This window comes from Candidatus Nanopelagicales bacterium, from assembly GCA_018003655.1.
In the GTDB taxonomy this organism is placed as follows: Bacteria; Actinomycetota; Actinomycetes; order S36-B12; family UBA10799; genus JAGNDY01.
In genome coordinates, this window is sequence record JAGNDY010000004.1 from 1 (window position 1) to 16,177 (window position 16,177).

A 16,177-nucleotide genomic window follows, 5' to 3' on the forward strand; every position below is an offset into this window, starting at 1 on the left:
TGTCGAAGCACAACGGTTGACCGATGATGACGATGCGCTCCTAGCGCGGAAGACCGAGCGTCTGCCCCAGTTGCGCTCTTTGGTGAGAATGCGATCAAGAGGTGCACCGGCAAGTCCCGTCCCGGCAGGGAGATCCCAGCAGGCCCGGTACCGTCGCCATCGGTTCGAGGTCGGCGAGCAGGTGCAGTCGCGGACGTCAACCCAAGTAAGGGTCGGCTATGGTCGGCCAATGACTGGTGCGATTGAGGCCGAGGATCTGGTGAAGATCTACAAGGCAAAACGCGGCTCACAGGAGGTGCGTGCCCTCGATGGCGTGAGTCTGACTGTTCCCGAGGGAACAGTGCTCGGCCTGCTCGGACCAAACGGAGCGGGGAAAACGACTGCGGTCCGGATTCTCACGACGCTGCTGCGTCCCGACGGTGGTCACGCGACAGTTTCTGGTTTTGACGTGGTCAAGCAGTCGAAGGACGTTCGCCGAGTGATTGGTTTGTCGGGCCAATACGCCGCCGTCGACGAGAACCTGACCGGCTGGGAGAACCTCTACATGTTCGGGCGGCTCTACGAGTTGCCCAGGGCCGAGACCAAGAAGCGCGTCGGCGAGTTACTAGAGCAGTTCAACCTCACCGACGCCGGGGGGCGGACGATCAAGACGTATTCCGGCGGCATGCGGCGGCGACTCGACCTCGCGGGGGCGCTCATCGGTAATCCGCACGTGCTGTTCCTGGATGAGCCAACGACCGGGTTGGATCCGCGCAGTCGCTTGGCGATGTGGGATGTCATCAGGGGCCTTGTTCGGGAAGGGACGACGTTGATGCTGACGACCCAGTACCTCGAGGAGGCCGACGAGTTGGCTGACCGAATCGCCGTCGTCGATACCGGCCGAATCATCGCCGAAGGAACCGCCGATGAGCTGAAGGACCAGGTCGGGGGCGAACGCGTCGAGGTCATCCTCGACGACGCCGGACGGCTCGCCGACGCAAAAGCCGTGCTCAGCACAGTCAGTACCGGTGTAGTCGAAATCGATGAGCGAACCCGGAAGATCGTCTCGCCGACCCGGGGTGGCTCCAAACGGTTGTTGGAAGCAGCCAGGATCCTGGACGACCAGGGGATTGAGGTCGAGGACATCGCGTTGCGACGACCGAGTCTGGATGACGTGTTCCTGAAGCTAACCGGCCACCGGGCTGAAGAGCTTGTTTCAGAGGATGGGGACGTCGCGTGAGTGTGCTTGAGTCCGGTCCAGTCTCCGATGCGTTGGTCATTACCTGGCGCAACCTCAAACGGATTCCACGAATCCCAGAACTGGCGATCTTCGCGATCCTGCAATCCATCATGTTTGTGTTGTTGTTCGCGTTTGTGTTCGGCGGTGCCATCCCACTACCAAACGGTGGCAACTACAAGGAGTTCCTGATGCCAGGAATCTTCGTCCAGACGATTGCCTTCGCCTCTGCCACAACCGCCATCGGCATGGCCGATGACATGGGCAAAGGCCTGATCGACCGATTCCGGTCCTTGCCCATGGCCCGCTCGGCGGTACTCACCGGACGCACGATCTCCGACGTGATCTACCAAGCGGGCATCCTGGTCGTCCTCATGCTTGCGGGACTTGCCGTCGGTTGGCGGGTCAACGACGGGCTGGTTAAATTCCTGCTGGCCGTGGTGCTGCTGCTCGGATTCGCCTATGTCATGGCCTGGATCGGAGTGTGGATCGGCCTGGCTGTGCCAAATACGGAGACAGCCCAGCAACTGACCTTCGTCACGATCTTCCCACTGACATTCGTGTCCAACGTCTTCGTCCCACCGGCGTCCTTGCCGTCGATTCTGCAGCCGATCGCGGAGTGGAACCCGGTCAGCACATTGACAGCCTCCTGCCGAGAACTCTTCGGTAACCCGAATCCGAATATCGGGACAGGATTTCCGAGCCAGCACCCAATTGAGGTCACAATCGCGTGGTCGATCGTGCTGATCGCGATCTTCGCTCCGCTGGCCGTGCGGAAGTACCGCAACACCAGCCGGTAGCTTCCGTTGGGCACCGCCGAAGGTGGTCCCGAGCGGGTTAGGCCTTTTTGCCCTCAACCTCGGCCTTGAGCTTGTCCAGGCCTCGATCCAAGTCGCCGCCGACTGACTTGTCGAAGTTCATGAAGATCCCGACCACACGGGTCATGAGCGTCTTGGGGCTGTGTACCTGCCACGTCACGGTGGTCTCGTCGCCATCAGCGGAGAACTCGAAGTTCGTCTTGCCCTGTGACTTGAAGGGTCGGGTGAAGTTCAGGTCAAGCTCGATCGCGTCTGGACGCACGGCGGTGATCTCCATGTTCCCGGCACCGGCTTTCTTGTTCCCCGACCACTCATAGTGGGTGCCGACCCCGGACTCCGGACCGGTGTACTCCCGCTGCATGTCCGGGTCGATTCCCTCCCAGGGTGACCAGTCGCTCCAGCCATGAAAATCAATGATCAGTGGGGTGATCCTCGAGACGGGTGCGGCGATGGTGCGTCGGCGTTCAATAACCATGTAGTCAGTCATCAGCTTGCCCCTGCCAGTCAGACGGTGAATGCTCGCCAGACTAGCGCCGATCCAGCGCAGATCCCATGGGAATGAAATCGCGCCGAAGGCGGTTAATGAACCCGTGCAACCTCTGTAACACCTTCCCAAAAGTGCCCTGCGCAGGTGAACTCTGCCCAAAATTGGGTAGGCCTGCCGGGGACTTTGGAGGGGCAATGTCAGACAACCCTGGTGAGGGTGGCCTTGGCGAAGTGCGCGAGGCCCAGGCGCGCGCGGATGTGGTCGCTCGAGCGGATACGTTCGTGGAACAGGAAGTGTACGCGGAACTGCAGCGTCGCTTGGCTGTCTGGGCTGCCGACGACAGCGCCGAGTTTCCCACCGTCGACCACGTGCGCGCCCAGCTTCGACGGGAGCTCGAAACACTCTGCCGCGGCCTCGGCCGCTGGTCGTTCGTGACGCCCAGCGAGGTCTTCGTAGGCGACGAGTTCGGATGGTTCGGCTAGCGGACCTCGGGTCCATCCTGCGGTCAGGCTTCGCCGCCGGTCGCGTGAGACGCTGTCTGGCATGTGCCAGATCACTCGTTGCGCACCGAGGCGGTTTCCAACCGACCGAACCCGCTATTCCGTGACTTCACTGCCGTATCCCAGGGGGTTGAACGCGTGAGCACGGTGAAGGGTCGCGGCAGTGCCGCACAGTCGAGACGGTCTGAAGCGACCCACGTCCCACGCTCATCAGGGCAGACCGATCGCCGAGCCCGCAACTCCGTGACGCGCGAGGAAGTGCTCGATGCTGCGTTGACGATCATTGATTCGGAAGGGATGGAGTCCCTCTCGATGAGGCGCCTGGCTCAGTTCATGGACACCGGCCCCATGCGCGCCTACCGACATTTCGAGACGAAGGATGACCTCTTGGAAGCGTTGGCTGATCGCGAAGCTCAACGGATCCGAGCCATTGACCTGGAGGGGATTACCGAGCCACGAGAGATACTCGCTGAGGTGGCGCGCAAGAGCCGGGCGTTGCTCTTGGAGCATCCGAATCTTGCCCTGACGGTTGTCTCCCGGCCGCTGTCCAAAGCGACGGCAGCCGATGATTTGGCCATGGCCACGTATTTGATGAAGTCCGCTGGATTCGCCAACGAGCAGGTCGGTTTGGTGTCTGCCGGACTAACCGCCTACACGCTCGGGTTCGTCCTATACGAACTCGGTCAGCGACGCCTGCACGACCTCTCCCGCGAGGAACTGCTCGCCTACTACGAGCAACTCGCCGTCGAGGTGGACGACGATGCCCTCGTCTCGGCCCAAGTCGCCGGAATTCGCAACGCAGTCGACGGGGACTGGGCGAAGATGCAGTTCGAGGTTGGTCTGCAGGCAATGCTGGACGGCTTCTGGAGTCAGCGCGCCTTAATTACCTAGCCACGGAGGAACCATGGAAATCAAAGAACTCGGGCACATAGTCCTCTATGTCCGGGAGCTGAAGCGGTCGGTTCACTTCTATCGCGACGTGCTCGGGTGGCGGCCCATTTTCGGCGGAGATGACGAGGCGCCCTTGCCATTCTCTGCGGCGGCGTTTAGCGCTCCCTCGAACCGAACCCACCACGAGCTCTTGCTCATAGAGGTCGGAGAGGACGCAGCGGAGATCCCAGTTGGCAGACGTGTCGGGCTGTATCACTTCGGCCTTAAGGTCGGCGACAGCGACGACGAGCTTCGCGAGGCTCTCGCCCATCTGCAGGCTAACGACGTACCGATACTCGGAGCGACAGACCACACGGTCACCCACAGCCTCTACATCGCCGACCCGGACGGTAATGAGATCGAGCTCTACATCGATGTACCTGGGGTTGATTGGCGAAACGACCCAGCGCTGGTAGCAGCGCCGATGAGACCCCTGCGCCTCTGATGTCGATCGGTGGCGCTTCCTGCACTCTTGCAGATACCAACGATCGGGTGACGACAGGATTGGAAGCGGTGGTGTGGACATGAGCAACGACAGACTGACTGAACCCACCCGTGGTCCTTTGCGCCGACCGTTGACCATCGTCGCGTTGGCGGCTGCGGTTCTCGCTTTGGTGATGACACCGGCGGTACTCCTGTCGGCGTTCGGTGTGTTGCCACCCTCGCTCGTCGGGGTCTTCATCGTGATCTGGGTGCTGTCGCTTGGTGTCGTTTTCGGGGTGACCCGATACCTGAAATCGGACCGAATCGGCTGAGTCAAATGGCGAAACCCGTCTGGGTGAACGCCGGAGATGATCAAAGGATCAACCCAGATTGCGTGCTAGCTTCGCGTGTCCGCGCCGGTCATCCCTAATGAAACTGGGCTCCCACATGTCTTCAGCTTTACCCAAACGTGAGCCCCGCAAGCTATTCCGTTGGCTGGTCGCGCTGCTGGCTGTGACTCTCCCGGCTGCGTTCCTCGTCGGTGCGGTAGCTGCTCCCGCCTCGGCGCACGGGAGCGTGGACACCCCTGCCTCCAGGCTCTATTCGTGCTTTTTCCTGCACCCGGCGAGCTGGGGGCAGCCCAGTGACAACCCGATGTGTCAGAAGCTGTGGGACGAGCCCAACAGCTACCCGATGTACGACTGGATGTCCGACAACGACTTCGCAGCTGACTCGAATTCCGAGGCAACAATTCCCGACGGCAAACTCTGCAGCGGTGGCAATCCCGCATTCGCCGTGGTCGATACGCCGAGCTCGCAGTGGCCGACCACCGAGTTCCGCCCAGATGCTGATGGCAAGTACACCGTCTCCTGGACAAATAATGCACCACACCCGGCGAAGTACTACCGGACCTACTTGACCAAGCAAGGATTTGATCCGAGTAAGGCACTCAAGTGGAGCGATCTCGAGTTGGTAAACGAGACCGGGCCGATGGCGGCGGCGCCGACAACCCACTACCGGATGGCTTTGCCCGCGCGTACCGGACAGCATGTGATGTACACGATTTGGCAGCGCAGCGACAGCAAGGAAGCGTTCTTCTCTTGCAGTGATGTGACACTTGGTGCCTCCGGAACGCCCACCCCGAGTCCGTCCTCGTCCGGGACCGCGACGCCATCGCCGACGACCGCGACGCCCAGTCCGTCCGGAACCACAACGGCAATGCCGAGTGGCTCGCCCACGATGCCGGGAATGGGTGCCGCCGTGATGGCCCATGTCGAGGAAGATTCGTCGTGGGCCACAGGATGGTGCGGCAAGATCGCGGTCCACAACGCGAGCGAGCATCGCGTTCGCCCCCTCACGATCGCCTTCGAGATGCCAGTGGGCTCGACGCTGCGATCAACCTGGAACGGAACCTCGACGACGAATGGAAACGTCGTCACTCTGACCGCCCCCGACTGGGCCGCTGCCGACCCCGGCCAGTACTACCGTGACTCAGGTTTCTGCATGGACGGATCGGCCAGCGGGCCATTCGGACCGATGCTCACTTGGCGCGACCTGGTCACTGGCCAGGACGGCTCGACCATTCCGACGCAGCCCTCGGCACCACCGTCGAGCGCCACACCAACCGCGACGCCAACTGCCACACCAACCGCGACGCCAACTGCCACGGCAACTGCCACGGCAACTGCGACACCGACCGCGACACCGACCGCGACGGCGAGTCCCTCTGCGAGCCCGACTGCCGCTGGCAGCGTCGCGCTGCCTCTGGCAACAAGTGGCAACAAGATCGTGGACGCGAATGGCAAAGAAGTCGTCCTCGCTGGAGTCAACTGGTTCGGGTTCGAGACGAACAATCACGTTCCGCACGGCCTGTGGTCCCGCGACTACAAGGACATGCTTGCCCAGATCAAAGCGCAGGGCTTCAACACGATTCGCATGCCGTTTTCGCTGCAGGCATTGGACTCGGCGACGACGACCAGCATCTCCTTCGGTGGTGGCAAGAACGCCGAACTGCAGGGCAAGACTCCGCAACAGGTGATGGACATCATCGTTGCTGAAGCCGCCAAGGATGGGCTGATGATCATCCTGGATAACCATTCGCAGAAAGACGACGGCTTCCAGCAGGATCTTTGGTACGGCGACGGCTACACCGATTCCCAGTGGGTCACCCAGTGGCGCGCTCTCGCCACTCGCTACGCGAACAAGCCGAACGTGGTGGCGATGGATCTCAAGAACGAGCCACATGGCGCGGCGACCTGGGGAACGGGTGCCGCCACCGACTGGCGGCTCGCCGCCGAACGGGCCGGCAACGCGGTGCTGAGCGCCAATCCCAACCTGCTGGTCATGGTGGAGGGAATCGAAGGCCAGGTCGCCGGCGGTCAGCAACTTGATCGCCATTGGTGGGGCGGGAACCTCGAAGGGGTTCGCAACAACCCAGTTCGCCTCAACGTCGCAAACCGGCTGGTGTATTCACCCCACGAGTACGGCCCTGGTGTCTATGCCCAACCCTGGTTCACTGATCCGAACATGTCGGCAGTTCTTGCCGACCGCTGGACTAAGGGCTTCGGCTACATCCATCAGCAGAACATTGCCCCGATTCTGGTCGGCGAGTTTGGCGCCAAGAACGTCGGAGTCGACACTGTCGAGGGTCGTTGGATCCGGCAGTTTGCCAACTATCTGTCGACCAATGGCATGAGCTGGACCTACTGGTCCTGGAATCCGAATTCCGGCGACACCGGTGGGGTGCTCACCGATGACTGGTCGACGGTCAATCCAGCCAAGATGGCGCTGCTGAGTGCATTGACCGATCGACAGGCGATCGACTTTGGCGGCTCAGGTCCCTCGGCAACGCCTACTTCGCCGAGCCCGAGTGTCACGCTGACTCCCACGGCCACTCCCACGGCCACTCCAACGCCTACGGCAACGCCAACACCAACTCCCACTGGGACTGTTGGGCCACTGACGGTGGCGTTCGTGAAGGATTCAACCTGGAGCAATGGTTACTGCCGCAGTACGCGCATCACCAACCGCGGATCACGAGCTGCTGACAACTGGCGGCTGACCTTCAAGCTTCCGAAGGGCTCCAAACTCACGAGTACCTGGAGTGGAACGGCAACGGCGAAGGGACGCACGGTTACCGTGGTGCCGTCTGGCTGGGGCGCCAAGATAGACCCGGGGGCGACTGTGGCCGTGTTCGGGTTCTGCGCTTCCGGCAAGGGCGAACCGAGCGCTGCCTCGGTGAAGGCGACCTGAGTCGACGGTTGATCAGCGCGGGCGCCAGCGTTTCCACAAAGCCGTTGCCGCTGCGCGAGTCTTCCCGTCGAACGTGAGCTCGACCTGAACCGTAACGGCGTCATCATTGATGTCGACCGTCTCGGCGTGCAGGTGCAGGGTTTCGGCGAGGGGGGTTGGCCGCAGGTAGCGAACCTCGAGCCCAGCGGTCACATACGGCAGTAGACCCGCTGGTCCCAAGAGTCCGAGGCGCTCCGCCTCCAGCAGCATCGGAGTGGCGCTGTGACAATCCATGACCGTGCAGATGATCCCGCCGTTGAGGTAACCCAAGCCGTTGTCGTGCTCGGGCCAGGGCCTGAACTGCGCTACCGTTCCGGCCTCGCTGGCGAAGCTGCGCAAGCGCAGCCCTTTGAGATTGGCCGGACCGCAACCGAAGCACGTCATGTCCGGCATGTATCGCTCTTGAATGCTCTGCCCAGCAGTCGGCCCGTTCATGTATTCCAGCCTACGCACAGCATTGCGGGCAACCACGACCCTGCCAGTTCTCAGTGACAGGCCCGCAGCAAACTAGGCCGCGAGGATCTTGTCAACCTGTCCCATCGCTTCGCGAATACCCTCTTCCATACCCATCGCAGTCATCTTCTCCAGCTGGTCAACGTCCCTGAATGTGGTCACCAGGGTCATGCGGGTTCCGTCGTCACCGGGCTGCAGCGTCATGGTCATGTGCATCACGTCGGCCAGGTCGAGGGGTTCGCCGTTCGCGTCAGCGAATCCGTCGTCGAGTTCAAGGCGCTGCGGGGCATCGATCGCGGTGATCGCCCACCACCCGTGTGCTTTGTCTCCCTCGGGTCCGGTCATGAAGTAACGCACTTGGCCACCGAGCTCGAACTCGTGACGAGTGAAGGTTGCGGGCCATGTGGGCGGTCCCCACCAGCGCTCAAGTTGGCGCGGGTCTGCCCAGATTTGCCAGACTCGCTCTGGGGTGGCGTCGAACTGCGCGACGACGGTGAGGGTGAGGTCGTTCGCGTTCTTCTCGGTGCTGATGACGGTCATGATTGGTTTTCCTCTCGTTGGGTGCGAGCCATCCATCTCGCGGTTGGGGTTCCGGCCTGGTCATTGGGTTGCGAGCAGTTCGGCAATCGCGCGCGTTCGATCGATCCAGATTTGTTCGTAGGACTCAAGCAGGCGCGTGGCGCGGTTGAGGGTCTCGGCATTGCCGGTCACGAGCTGCTCCCGTCCCCGTCGGCGCTTGTTCACTAGTGCTGCACGCTCAAGGACCGCAACGTGTTTCTGTACAGCCGCGAAGCTCATTGCATAGTGCTCGGCAAGGCGTGAGACCGAATATTCAGCGTTCATGACGCGCGCGACGATGTCTCGCCGGGTCGCATCGGCCATCGCCTGGAAGATGCGGTCGGTCGCGTCATCGGTTAACTCATATACAACCATTGGGTTGTACGTTACCAGGGTGCCGTCGGACTGGCACTTTGGGCCTGGAATGAGGAACATGGGTTGGGTGGAACCTTCGAATGGGGAACATCCGACAATCCTCGATATTCCTATTGGCCTGCCGATGGCCGGCGAGCGGGTTGAGTTCGACAGCCATGGCGAGGTGGTCGTCCCGGCCGACCGCTACTGGGGTGCTCAGACGCAACGAGCACTCGAGCACTTCGACATCGGCCGGGACAGAATGCCGTTGGAGGTCTGCCGAGCGCTCAGCCAGGTGAAGAAGGCCGCCGCCATCGTCAACGTGCGGGCGGGCCGACTGCCGGCGTGGAAGGGCGAGCTCATCGGGCGAGCATGTGATGAGGTCATTGACGGTTCGTTCGAGCAGGAGTTTCCACTTCACATCTGGCAGTCCGGCTCCGGCACCCAAACGAATATGAACGTCAACGAGGTCATCTCCAACCGGTGCATCCAGCTCGTTGGTGGGAGCCTGGGCTCCCAGAGTCCGATCCAGCCGAACGATGACGTGAACATGGGTCAGTCCTCCAACGACGCGTTTCCCACGGCGATGCATATCTGCGCGTACCAGTTGGTGACCGAGCAAACGCTGCCAGCGCTCGGCAGACTCCGCGATGCGATGGCGGAGAAGTCGACGCTATGGGCAGACGTTGTCAAGATCGGTCGGACGCACTTGCAGGATGCGACCCCGCTGACGGTTGGCCAGGAGTGGTCCGGGTACGTGGCGGCCCTCGATGACAGCATCGCCAACCTCGAGCACGCCAGCGAGGGGCTGTTGCAACTGGCCATTGGTGGGACAGCCGTCGGTACTGGGCTCAACGCGCCGCCGGGCTTCGGCGACGATGTCGCGAAGGTGCTCCAGGAGCTGACCGGCTTTGATTTCGCGAGTGCGGACAACAAGTTCGCAGCCCAAGGGACCCTTGACCGAATGGTGCGTGCGCATGCGGGGTTGAAGTCGGTCGCGGTCACCCTCTTCAAGATCGCCAATGACATGCGCTGGCTTGGCTCTGGTCCACGTGCGGGTCTGCAGGAGCTGAGGTTCCCCGCCAATGAACCAGGCTCATCGATCATGCCGGGCAAAGTGAATCCGACTCAAGCTGAGGCGCTTCTGATGGTCTGCGTACAGGTCATAGCGGCTGACAGCGCTGTCTCGATGGGTGGTGCCGAGGGCAACTTTGAGCTCAATGTCTTCCGGCCCGTCGTGATCGCCAACTATCTGCAGTCGGCATCGTTGCTCGCGGACGCCTGCAACCACTTCCGCGAATTCATGATCGAGGGAGCCGAACTCAACGAGGCTCAGTTGCAGGAAGATGTTGCGAATTCGGCGATGCTCGTGACCGCACTGGCACCGGTCATCGGATACGGGTTGGCGTCGGCGATCGCCCATGACGCTGTCAGTCGTGATGTGACCCTGCGAGAAGCCGCCATCGACAACGGGGTGGCTGCGGAGTTGTTCGATCAGGTGGTCCAGCCCATTGCTATGACTCGGCCCGGCTCGGCGGACTTGGTTTGATCGCAAGCCGCTCGCGGACTCAACTAGGGTTGCGTTCGGAGGTGGGGCGAGCGATGAAAGCCGTTGCAGTTGTCGGTCTGTTCGCGGGTGTCATTTTGGTTGCGTCCGGCTGCAGTGACTCCGCCGCACCGGAAGCTCCGGATACCGCATCGCCAGCGTCGGTTACCCCAAGCGCACCTGCACCGACGATCACGTCCACGGTTGCCATTGCCAGTGGGCTGAAGACGCCCTGGGGAGTTGCATTCCTGCCGGACGGATCGGCCCTTGTCACCGACCGCGACGACGGCATCATCAATCTGGTGGCCCCCAAAGCTGGTGGGTTAGCGAGCGTGACGCCGGTGGGTCAGGTTCAAAGCGTCAACGAGGGTGGCGAGGGCGGATTGCTCGGGATCGCGATGGAGCCCGGCAAGGACCCCAAGGAGGCGTTTGTGTACTACACGACGCCTAGCGACAACCGCATCGCGACGATGACGTGGGATGGCAAGAAGCTGGGGTCACCCTCGCCGATTCTCACGGGAATTCCGGCTGCACAGATCCACAACGGCGGCCGAATCGCCTTCGGTCCCGACGGGTATCTGTACGCAGGAACAGGCGACGCAGGGCAGTCCGATCGCGCTCAAGACGTCAACAACCTGGGTGGCAAGATTCTGCGGATTACGACCGCCGGCAGGCCAGCGCCTGGCAATCCGTTCGATAACTCACCGGTGTGGTCGTTGGGGCACCGCAATGTGCAGGGGCTCGCGTTCGACTCCAAGGGCCGACTGTGGAACAGCGAGTTCGGTCAGAACCTGCATGACGAACTGAATCTGGTAACCAAGGGCGCCAACTTCGGCTGGCCTATACACGAGGGCATCGCCAACGACCCGAAATACGCTGACCCCTACGTCCAATGGCCAACCTCCGAGGCCTCCCCGAGTGGCTTGGCGATCGTTGGGGACTGGGCCTACATGGCTGCCCTGCGCGGCAGGCGGCTCTGGCAGATAGGGATCGCAGGCCCTTCGCCTGTTGGCCCGAACCCACTGTTGGTAGGGGAGTACGGCCGCCTGCGCACGCCAACCCTGGCCCCCGACGGCTCCTTGTGGCTGACGACGAGTAACACCGATGGTCGGGCCAATCCCGCTCCGGACGACGACAAGATTCTGCAGTTGAAGCTGTCCTAGCGGCGGCAGTTGGGCGTGCTGCCAGGCTTCGTCAGGATCCGGTTGGTTTGGCTGTTGGCGCGCTGGCCGTTGGGGTTGGCGTTGCGGACGGTGTGGGTGTGTCGTTCTTGGCCTGGTCGAAAACCGACTTCTGAATCAGGACACCAGCTAACGTCGCCAGCAGGAGGCCAACGATCCAGATCGTTCCGCGCAGCCCAATAATCTGCGCGATGCTTCGCCTCGGTTCGTCCGATGTTCGCTCGTCGTGGTCGTACTCCTGCACGTCGCTCCAACCGTTGTGCGTTCAATGTGCGGCGGGCCGTTCCTGCTCCTCGTCCTACTCGGAGCCGATACCCATGCGTCGCGCTGCGGCCGCCACGAGGTCCTGGTACCTGCCCGGTAGCTGGCGCGTCATCACGTCGATCATCCTCGCGTCATTGCCAACCAAGACACGTGCCTTATTGCGGCGCACACCATCCAGGATGATCGCGGCGGCGTCGTTCGGATCCATCTTCAGGAACCGCTCGTTGTAGGCCTCATTCCGGGCAATCTCGGCCTCGGACAGTTCGTACCCTTCGGCGACTGCATAGTTGATGGTGTTGGTGGCGATATTTGTCTTCACACCGCCGGGATGCACGCAGGTGACCTGGACTGGTAGTCCGGCCTCAAGCATCTCGATTCGCAGGGACTCTGTGTAGCCGCGGACGGCGAACTTGGAGGTGCAGTAGTGGGTCATCAACGGCTGCCCCATGAAGCCATTGAGGCTGGACACGTTGATCACGTGACCTTCACCAGACTCGATCAAGTGCGGCAGGAAGGCCATGGTGCCGTGAATGACACCCCAGATGTTGATGCTGAAGACCCGCTCGTAGTCGGCGTATTCGCTCTCCAGAACCGGTCGGCTGAAGGCGATGCCCGCATTGTTGTAGATCTGATTGACACCACCGAACCGCTCACCCACGGCCGCCGCATGCGCATGGACTTCCTCGCGGTTGGCAACGTCAACCTTCTCGTAGAAGACCTCGACCCCTCGACCGTGCACTTGTAGGGCTGTTGCGGCGACATCGTCAAGGTTGATGTCGGACAGGGCCAGTCGAGCGCCCCGCTCCGCGAGTCCGAGCGCGAGTGCTCGACCGATACCCGAACCGGCACCGGTCACTACCGCGACGCGGCCAGCGAATTCGCTCATGAGTCCCCACCTTCGTAGGTTGTGGTCGTGTGGATGTAACGGCGCTGTCGTCATGCTAGGCCACGAGGACTGCATCCTTGAAGCCGTTGACCGGGTGGTCATGATGTAGTGAGCCCTGGGGCGAAACAAGGGAGCGAGCGATGGCGTCTGAACACGTCGATGTGCTGATTGTCGGAGCGGGATTGTCCGGGATCGGAGCGGGTTATCGACTACAGACCGAGTGCCCGAACAAGTCCTACGCGATCCTGGAAGGACGCTCAGCGATGGGCGGGACGTGGGACCTGTTCCGCTACCCCGGCATCAGGTCTGACTCCGACATGTACACCCTCGGCTACCCGTTCCAACCGTGGACGGAAGCGAAGTCAATTGCCGATGGGCCGTCGATCCTCAAGTACATCCACGACACTGCCGAGCAACACGGAATCGATCGGCACATTCGCTACGACCACCATGTCGACAGCGCCTCATGGTCGACCGACGAGGCAATCTGGACAGTCACCGCGACGGTGCTGGGGGAGGTCCGCTCGTTCACCTGCAACTTCCTCTACGCGTGCAGCGGCTACTACAGCTACGACGCCGGCTACGCGCCGGTCTTGCCGGGGATCGAGTCGTTCGAGGGACAAGTCATCCATCCGCAGCGGTGGCCAGACGAACTCGATTACCAGGGCAAGCGCGTCGTCGTGATCGGAAGTGGTGCCACTGCAGTGACGCTGGTTCCGGCGATGGCGGACAAGGTCGAACACATCACGATGCTCCAGCGTTCGCCGAGCTACGTGACTGCGCTTCCCGCCAAGGACGTTATTGCCGACAAGCTGCGCGAGCACCTACCGGAGCGAACCGCCCACAGCATCGTTCGCTGGAAAAACGTCACAGTGACAACCGCCTTCTACCAGTTATGCCGAAGGGCGCCGGAAACGGCAACGAAGCTGCTCAAAGCCGGCGTGCGAAAGGAGGTGGGGGACGCGGTCGCGCTGGACCCGCACTTCAACCCGAATTACAACCCATGGGACCAGCGGCTGTGCATGGTTCCCGATGGTGATCTTTTTGAGGTTCTCAAGTCTGGCAAGGCGTCAATGGTCACCGACCGAATCGCGACCCTCACGCCCTCGGGGATCGATTTGGAGTCCGGCGGTCACTTGGATGCGGACATCGTCGTCACCGCCACCGGGCTGCAGATGGTCGCGGCCGGCGAAATCGAAATCACCGTCGATGGAGTTCTCCAGACGCCCGGTGACGCAGTTGTGTACAGAGGTTTGATGTCCAGCGGCATACCGAACTTCGGCTGGTGTGTGGGTTACACGAATGCTTCGTGGACGCTGCGTGCCGACCTCTCGTCCCGCTATGTGTGCCGGTTCCTCAACTATTTGGACGAGCACCACTACGACTATGGCGTCCCCCACATCGACGACCCCGCGATGCCGAGACGTCCGATTCTGGACCTCAGCTCCGGCTACATGCGACGAGCGATCGACTTCCTGCCCAAGCAGGGAACCAAAGCGCCGTGGCTGTTGCGGCAGAACTATTTCTTGGACACCGCGAGCATGCGGTTGGGCAAACTGGATCGGAACATGCGCTTTGGTCGCAAGAAACGGGTTCCGGTCAAGGCCTGAACCTCAGCGACGCCGCTTGGTCGTGGGGCCGTACTCACCGAGATCGGTACGCGCCGGACAGCACCTCGCTCGCTTGCCCGGCACACGATTGATCGTCGGTGGGCCTGCTGGCGTTCGCCGAACCACCGGTGAACCCAACGAGCGCGGGTTGCCCCGTTAGTCCGGACAGGTCGTACCACTCCGACCACCGTTCCTGCGGCGCACCAACAACCTGCAGGAGTTGGCGATCGGGCCACCAGCGCTCGCCGTATCTCAGGATCGCCTTCTCAAGGTTCCCGGTTGCCAGTTGATCGATCGCCGACCTCACCGGTGCGGGCAATTCCGCTGCTGGTGAGTTCGCCTGAATGAGAGCCAACGGCACGGCTATGACCGCTGCCTCGTAGTTGGCGGTCTGGCCGCCGCCGGATACTTCGACGCCGTTTGCAGTCACGCTCACCCGATCGGCAGGTCGATTGAACTGGACATCCACGCCCTCGGCCAGCATCCGGGGAACGCGATCGAATCCCCCGGCGACCATCGCGTCACCGCCACGCTGATAGTCCCCCTCCCACAGCGCCTGGGCTCCCAGTCGATCCACATCCAGTCCGTACTCCTGCGTGAGTTCGGTGGCTTCGGCGAACCGGGCATCCGGCCCGGTGCTCGACCATCCGCGAGCCCGCAAGGCGGCCGCTACCGACTCGGTTGCAGCTGGTCGTCCACCGTCGCCGATCGCGGCGACCAATTCGGACAGTTGCTGTGCCGCCTTCCATGCTGCCGGGACCGACCGCCCGGTTCGCACGTCGCCGATTGCCGCGTCTTCGTAGTCAGTCGGTCGCAGTGTCAGCCCGGCCTTCCTGACCAACTCGACCATCGGGTTACCGCGGATTCCGTGGATCCAGGCAGCGCCCATCTCGGTCGGGAACCCCAACGAAGAGTCGGTGTGAACGCGGCCACCCACCCGGTCGCGCGCCTCTAGGACCGTCACGGTGATGCCGGCCGCGGCGACTTGGTTTGCTGCGGCCAGCCCGGCCAGCCCGGCGCCGATCACGACGACACTGCGTGGGCGGGACCCCCGGTCGAGTAGGCGCTCGGCGGCGGCCATCCCTGAGCTGTAGGCACCGTGCACGGTCGCTGGATGTGTGGTTGACGTGTACTCGCCCGCCAGGACGATCCGGTCACCGACAACGGCTCGTTGAAGCACCTGCCGAACGCTCGCTGAAGCGCCGACCGGCAGTGCCGAGTACGACCCACGAGCCCAAGGATCCCGATCCCATCGAGTAACAAGGGACGCAGTTGGAACGCGCTGGGTGGGAGGTGTCGAGCCGGTCGGCTTACCCACTGAGCGTTGTGAGTCGCACGCAGCAATCCCAAGCGCTGCGGCACCCAAGACGCCGGCCCGCAGCAGACTTCGCCGATCCATGTTCATTTCGCATTCCGAAATATGGCTTCCGCAAACCCCATCCGGCTCACTCTTACACACTCCACAGCCCGGCGCCCCCGAATGCTGGTACCGACCAGAGCCATCGGATCGCGGAAAGCTCCGGTCACGCCCGGGCCGCCCATAGCTTGTGCAGATCGGGACTTACTGGCCTGACACCGCTGCCCGCAACGAGATACCGAATGGACGGGCGGCGCTGATCCTGTGCCGTCGGACGTCACGCGGAGTCTTCGCTGGTGATCT

17 protein-coding genes are annotated in these 16,177 nt (G+C 62.3%); 10 read left to right on the plus strand and 7 right to left on the minus strand.

Annotation, left to right across the window (positions count from 1 at the left end; translation table 11 throughout):
- The first annotated feature begins 229 nt into the window (after window positions 1-229).
- Window positions 230-1,219: an ATP-binding cassette domain-containing protein gene (locus KAZ48_01700; protein MBP7971483.1), complete on the plus strand. Its 990-nt coding sequence runs from the start codon at window positions 230-232 to the stop codon at window positions 1,217-1,219.
- Window positions 1,216-2,016, plus strand: a complete 801-nt coding sequence (locus KAZ48_01705; GenBank protein MBP7971484.1) for an ABC transporter permease — start codon at window positions 1,216-1,218, stop codon at window positions 2,014-2,016. Before KAZ48_01700 ends, KAZ48_01705 begins: the two co-directional genes overlap by 4 nt.
- Before the next feature lie 37 nt (window positions 2,017-2,053).
- On the opposite strand, the gene KAZ48_01710 is transcribed toward KAZ48_01705, so the two are convergent.
- Entirely contained in the window at window positions 2,054-2,521 is a 468-nt protein-coding gene (locus tag KAZ48_01710; GenBank protein ID MBP7971485.1) for an SRPBCC family protein, read from the minus strand.
- 194 nt (window positions 2,522-2,715) lie between these two features.
- On the opposite strand from KAZ48_01710, the gene KAZ48_01715 reads away from it, so the two are divergent.
- From KAZ48_01715 to KAZ48_01735, 5 genes are all read left to right on the plus strand, one after another.
- Window positions 2,716-3,003 carry a hypothetical protein gene (locus KAZ48_01715; protein MBP7971486.1) on the plus strand — a complete coding sequence of 96 codons (288 nt, stop codon included), beginning with the start codon at window positions 2,716-2,718 and terminating at the stop codon, window positions 3,001-3,003.
- Between the two features lie 156 nt (window positions 3,004-3,159).
- Entirely contained in the window at window positions 3,160-3,912 is a 753-nt protein-coding gene (locus KAZ48_01720) for a TetR/AcrR family transcriptional regulator (protein MBP7971487.1), read from the plus strand.
- A gap of 13 nt (window positions 3,913-3,925) precedes the next feature.
- Entirely contained in the window at window positions 3,926-4,396 is a 471-nt protein-coding gene (locus KAZ48_01725) for a VOC family protein (protein ID MBP7971488.1), read from the plus strand.
- A 79-nt stretch (window positions 4,397-4,475) separates the two neighbouring features.
- Entirely contained in the window at window positions 4,476-4,706 is a 231-nt protein-coding gene (locus KAZ48_01730; GenBank protein MBP7971489.1) for a hypothetical protein, read from the plus strand.
- A gap of 115 nt (window positions 4,707-4,821) precedes the next feature.
- Window positions 4,822-7,626: a cellulase family glycosylhydrolase gene (locus KAZ48_01735; protein ID MBP7971490.1), complete on the plus strand. Its 2,805-nt coding sequence runs from the start codon at window positions 4,822-4,824 to the stop codon at window positions 7,624-7,626.
- Between the two features lie 12 nt (window positions 7,627-7,638).
- Here the strand turns inward: KAZ48_01735 and KAZ48_01740 are convergent, their stop codons facing one another.
- The 3 genes from KAZ48_01740 to KAZ48_01750 all read right to left on the minus strand — a co-directional run bounded on the left by KAZ48_01740 (window position 7,639) and on the right by KAZ48_01750 (window position 9,051).
- Window positions 7,639-8,100, minus strand: coding sequence for a PaaI family thioesterase (locus KAZ48_01740; GenBank protein MBP7971491.1), 462 nt, complete (start codon window positions 8,098-8,100; stop codon window positions 7,639-7,641).
- A 72-nt stretch (window positions 8,101-8,172) separates the two neighbouring features.
- A complete protein-coding gene (locus KAZ48_01745; GenBank protein MBP7971492.1) occupies window positions 8,173-8,658 on the minus strand; it encodes an SRPBCC domain-containing protein in 486 nt (161 codons plus the stop codon).
- A gap of 60 nt (window positions 8,659-8,718) precedes the next feature.
- Window positions 8,719-9,051: a winged helix-turn-helix transcriptional regulator gene (locus tag KAZ48_01750; protein MBP7971493.1), complete on the minus strand. Its 333-nt coding sequence runs from the start codon at window positions 9,049-9,051 to the stop codon at window positions 8,719-8,721.
- Window positions 9,052-9,109: 58 nt separating this feature from the next.
- Between KAZ48_01750 and KAZ48_01755 the strand changes: the two genes are divergently transcribed.
- Together KAZ48_01755 and KAZ48_01760 are read left to right on the plus strand one after the other, a co-directional pair.
- Entirely contained in the window at window positions 9,110-10,579 is a 1,470-nt protein-coding gene (locus KAZ48_01755) for a class II fumarate hydratase (GenBank protein ID MBP7971494.1), read from the plus strand.
- Between the two features lie 53 nt (window positions 10,580-10,632).
- Window positions 10,633-11,739 (plus strand): PQQ-dependent sugar dehydrogenase, encoded by a 1,107-nt coding sequence (locus KAZ48_01760; protein MBP7971495.1) that lies wholly within the window; start codon window positions 10,633-10,635, stop codon window positions 11,737-11,739.
- A gap of 31 nt (window positions 11,740-11,770) precedes the next feature.
- On the opposite strand, the gene KAZ48_01765 is transcribed toward KAZ48_01760, so the two are convergent.
- Together KAZ48_01765 and KAZ48_01770 are read right to left on the minus strand one after the other, a co-directional pair.
- Window positions 11,771-12,001, minus strand: coding sequence for a hypothetical protein (locus KAZ48_01765; protein MBP7971496.1), 231 nt, complete (start codon window positions 11,999-12,001; stop codon window positions 11,771-11,773).
- A gap of 54 nt (window positions 12,002-12,055) precedes the next feature.
- Entirely contained in the window at window positions 12,056-12,907 is an 852-nt protein-coding gene (locus KAZ48_01770) for an SDR family NAD(P)-dependent oxidoreductase (GenBank protein MBP7971497.1), read from the minus strand.
- A 140-nt stretch (window positions 12,908-13,047) separates the two neighbouring features.
- On the opposite strand from KAZ48_01770, the gene KAZ48_01775 reads away from it, so the two are divergent.
- Window positions 13,048-14,517 carry an NAD(P)/FAD-dependent oxidoreductase gene (locus KAZ48_01775; protein MBP7971498.1) on the plus strand — a complete coding sequence of 490 codons (1,470 nt, stop codon included), beginning with the start codon at window positions 13,048-13,050 and terminating at the stop codon, window positions 14,515-14,517.
- Window positions 14,518-14,551: 34 nt separating this feature from the next.
- Here the strand turns inward: KAZ48_01775 and KAZ48_01780 are convergent, their stop codons facing one another.
- Window positions 14,552-15,916: an FAD-dependent oxidoreductase gene (locus KAZ48_01780; GenBank protein ID MBP7971499.1), complete on the minus strand. Its 1,365-nt coding sequence runs from the start codon at window positions 15,914-15,916 to the stop codon at window positions 14,552-14,554.
- Window positions 15,917-16,177: the final 261 nt, after the last annotated feature.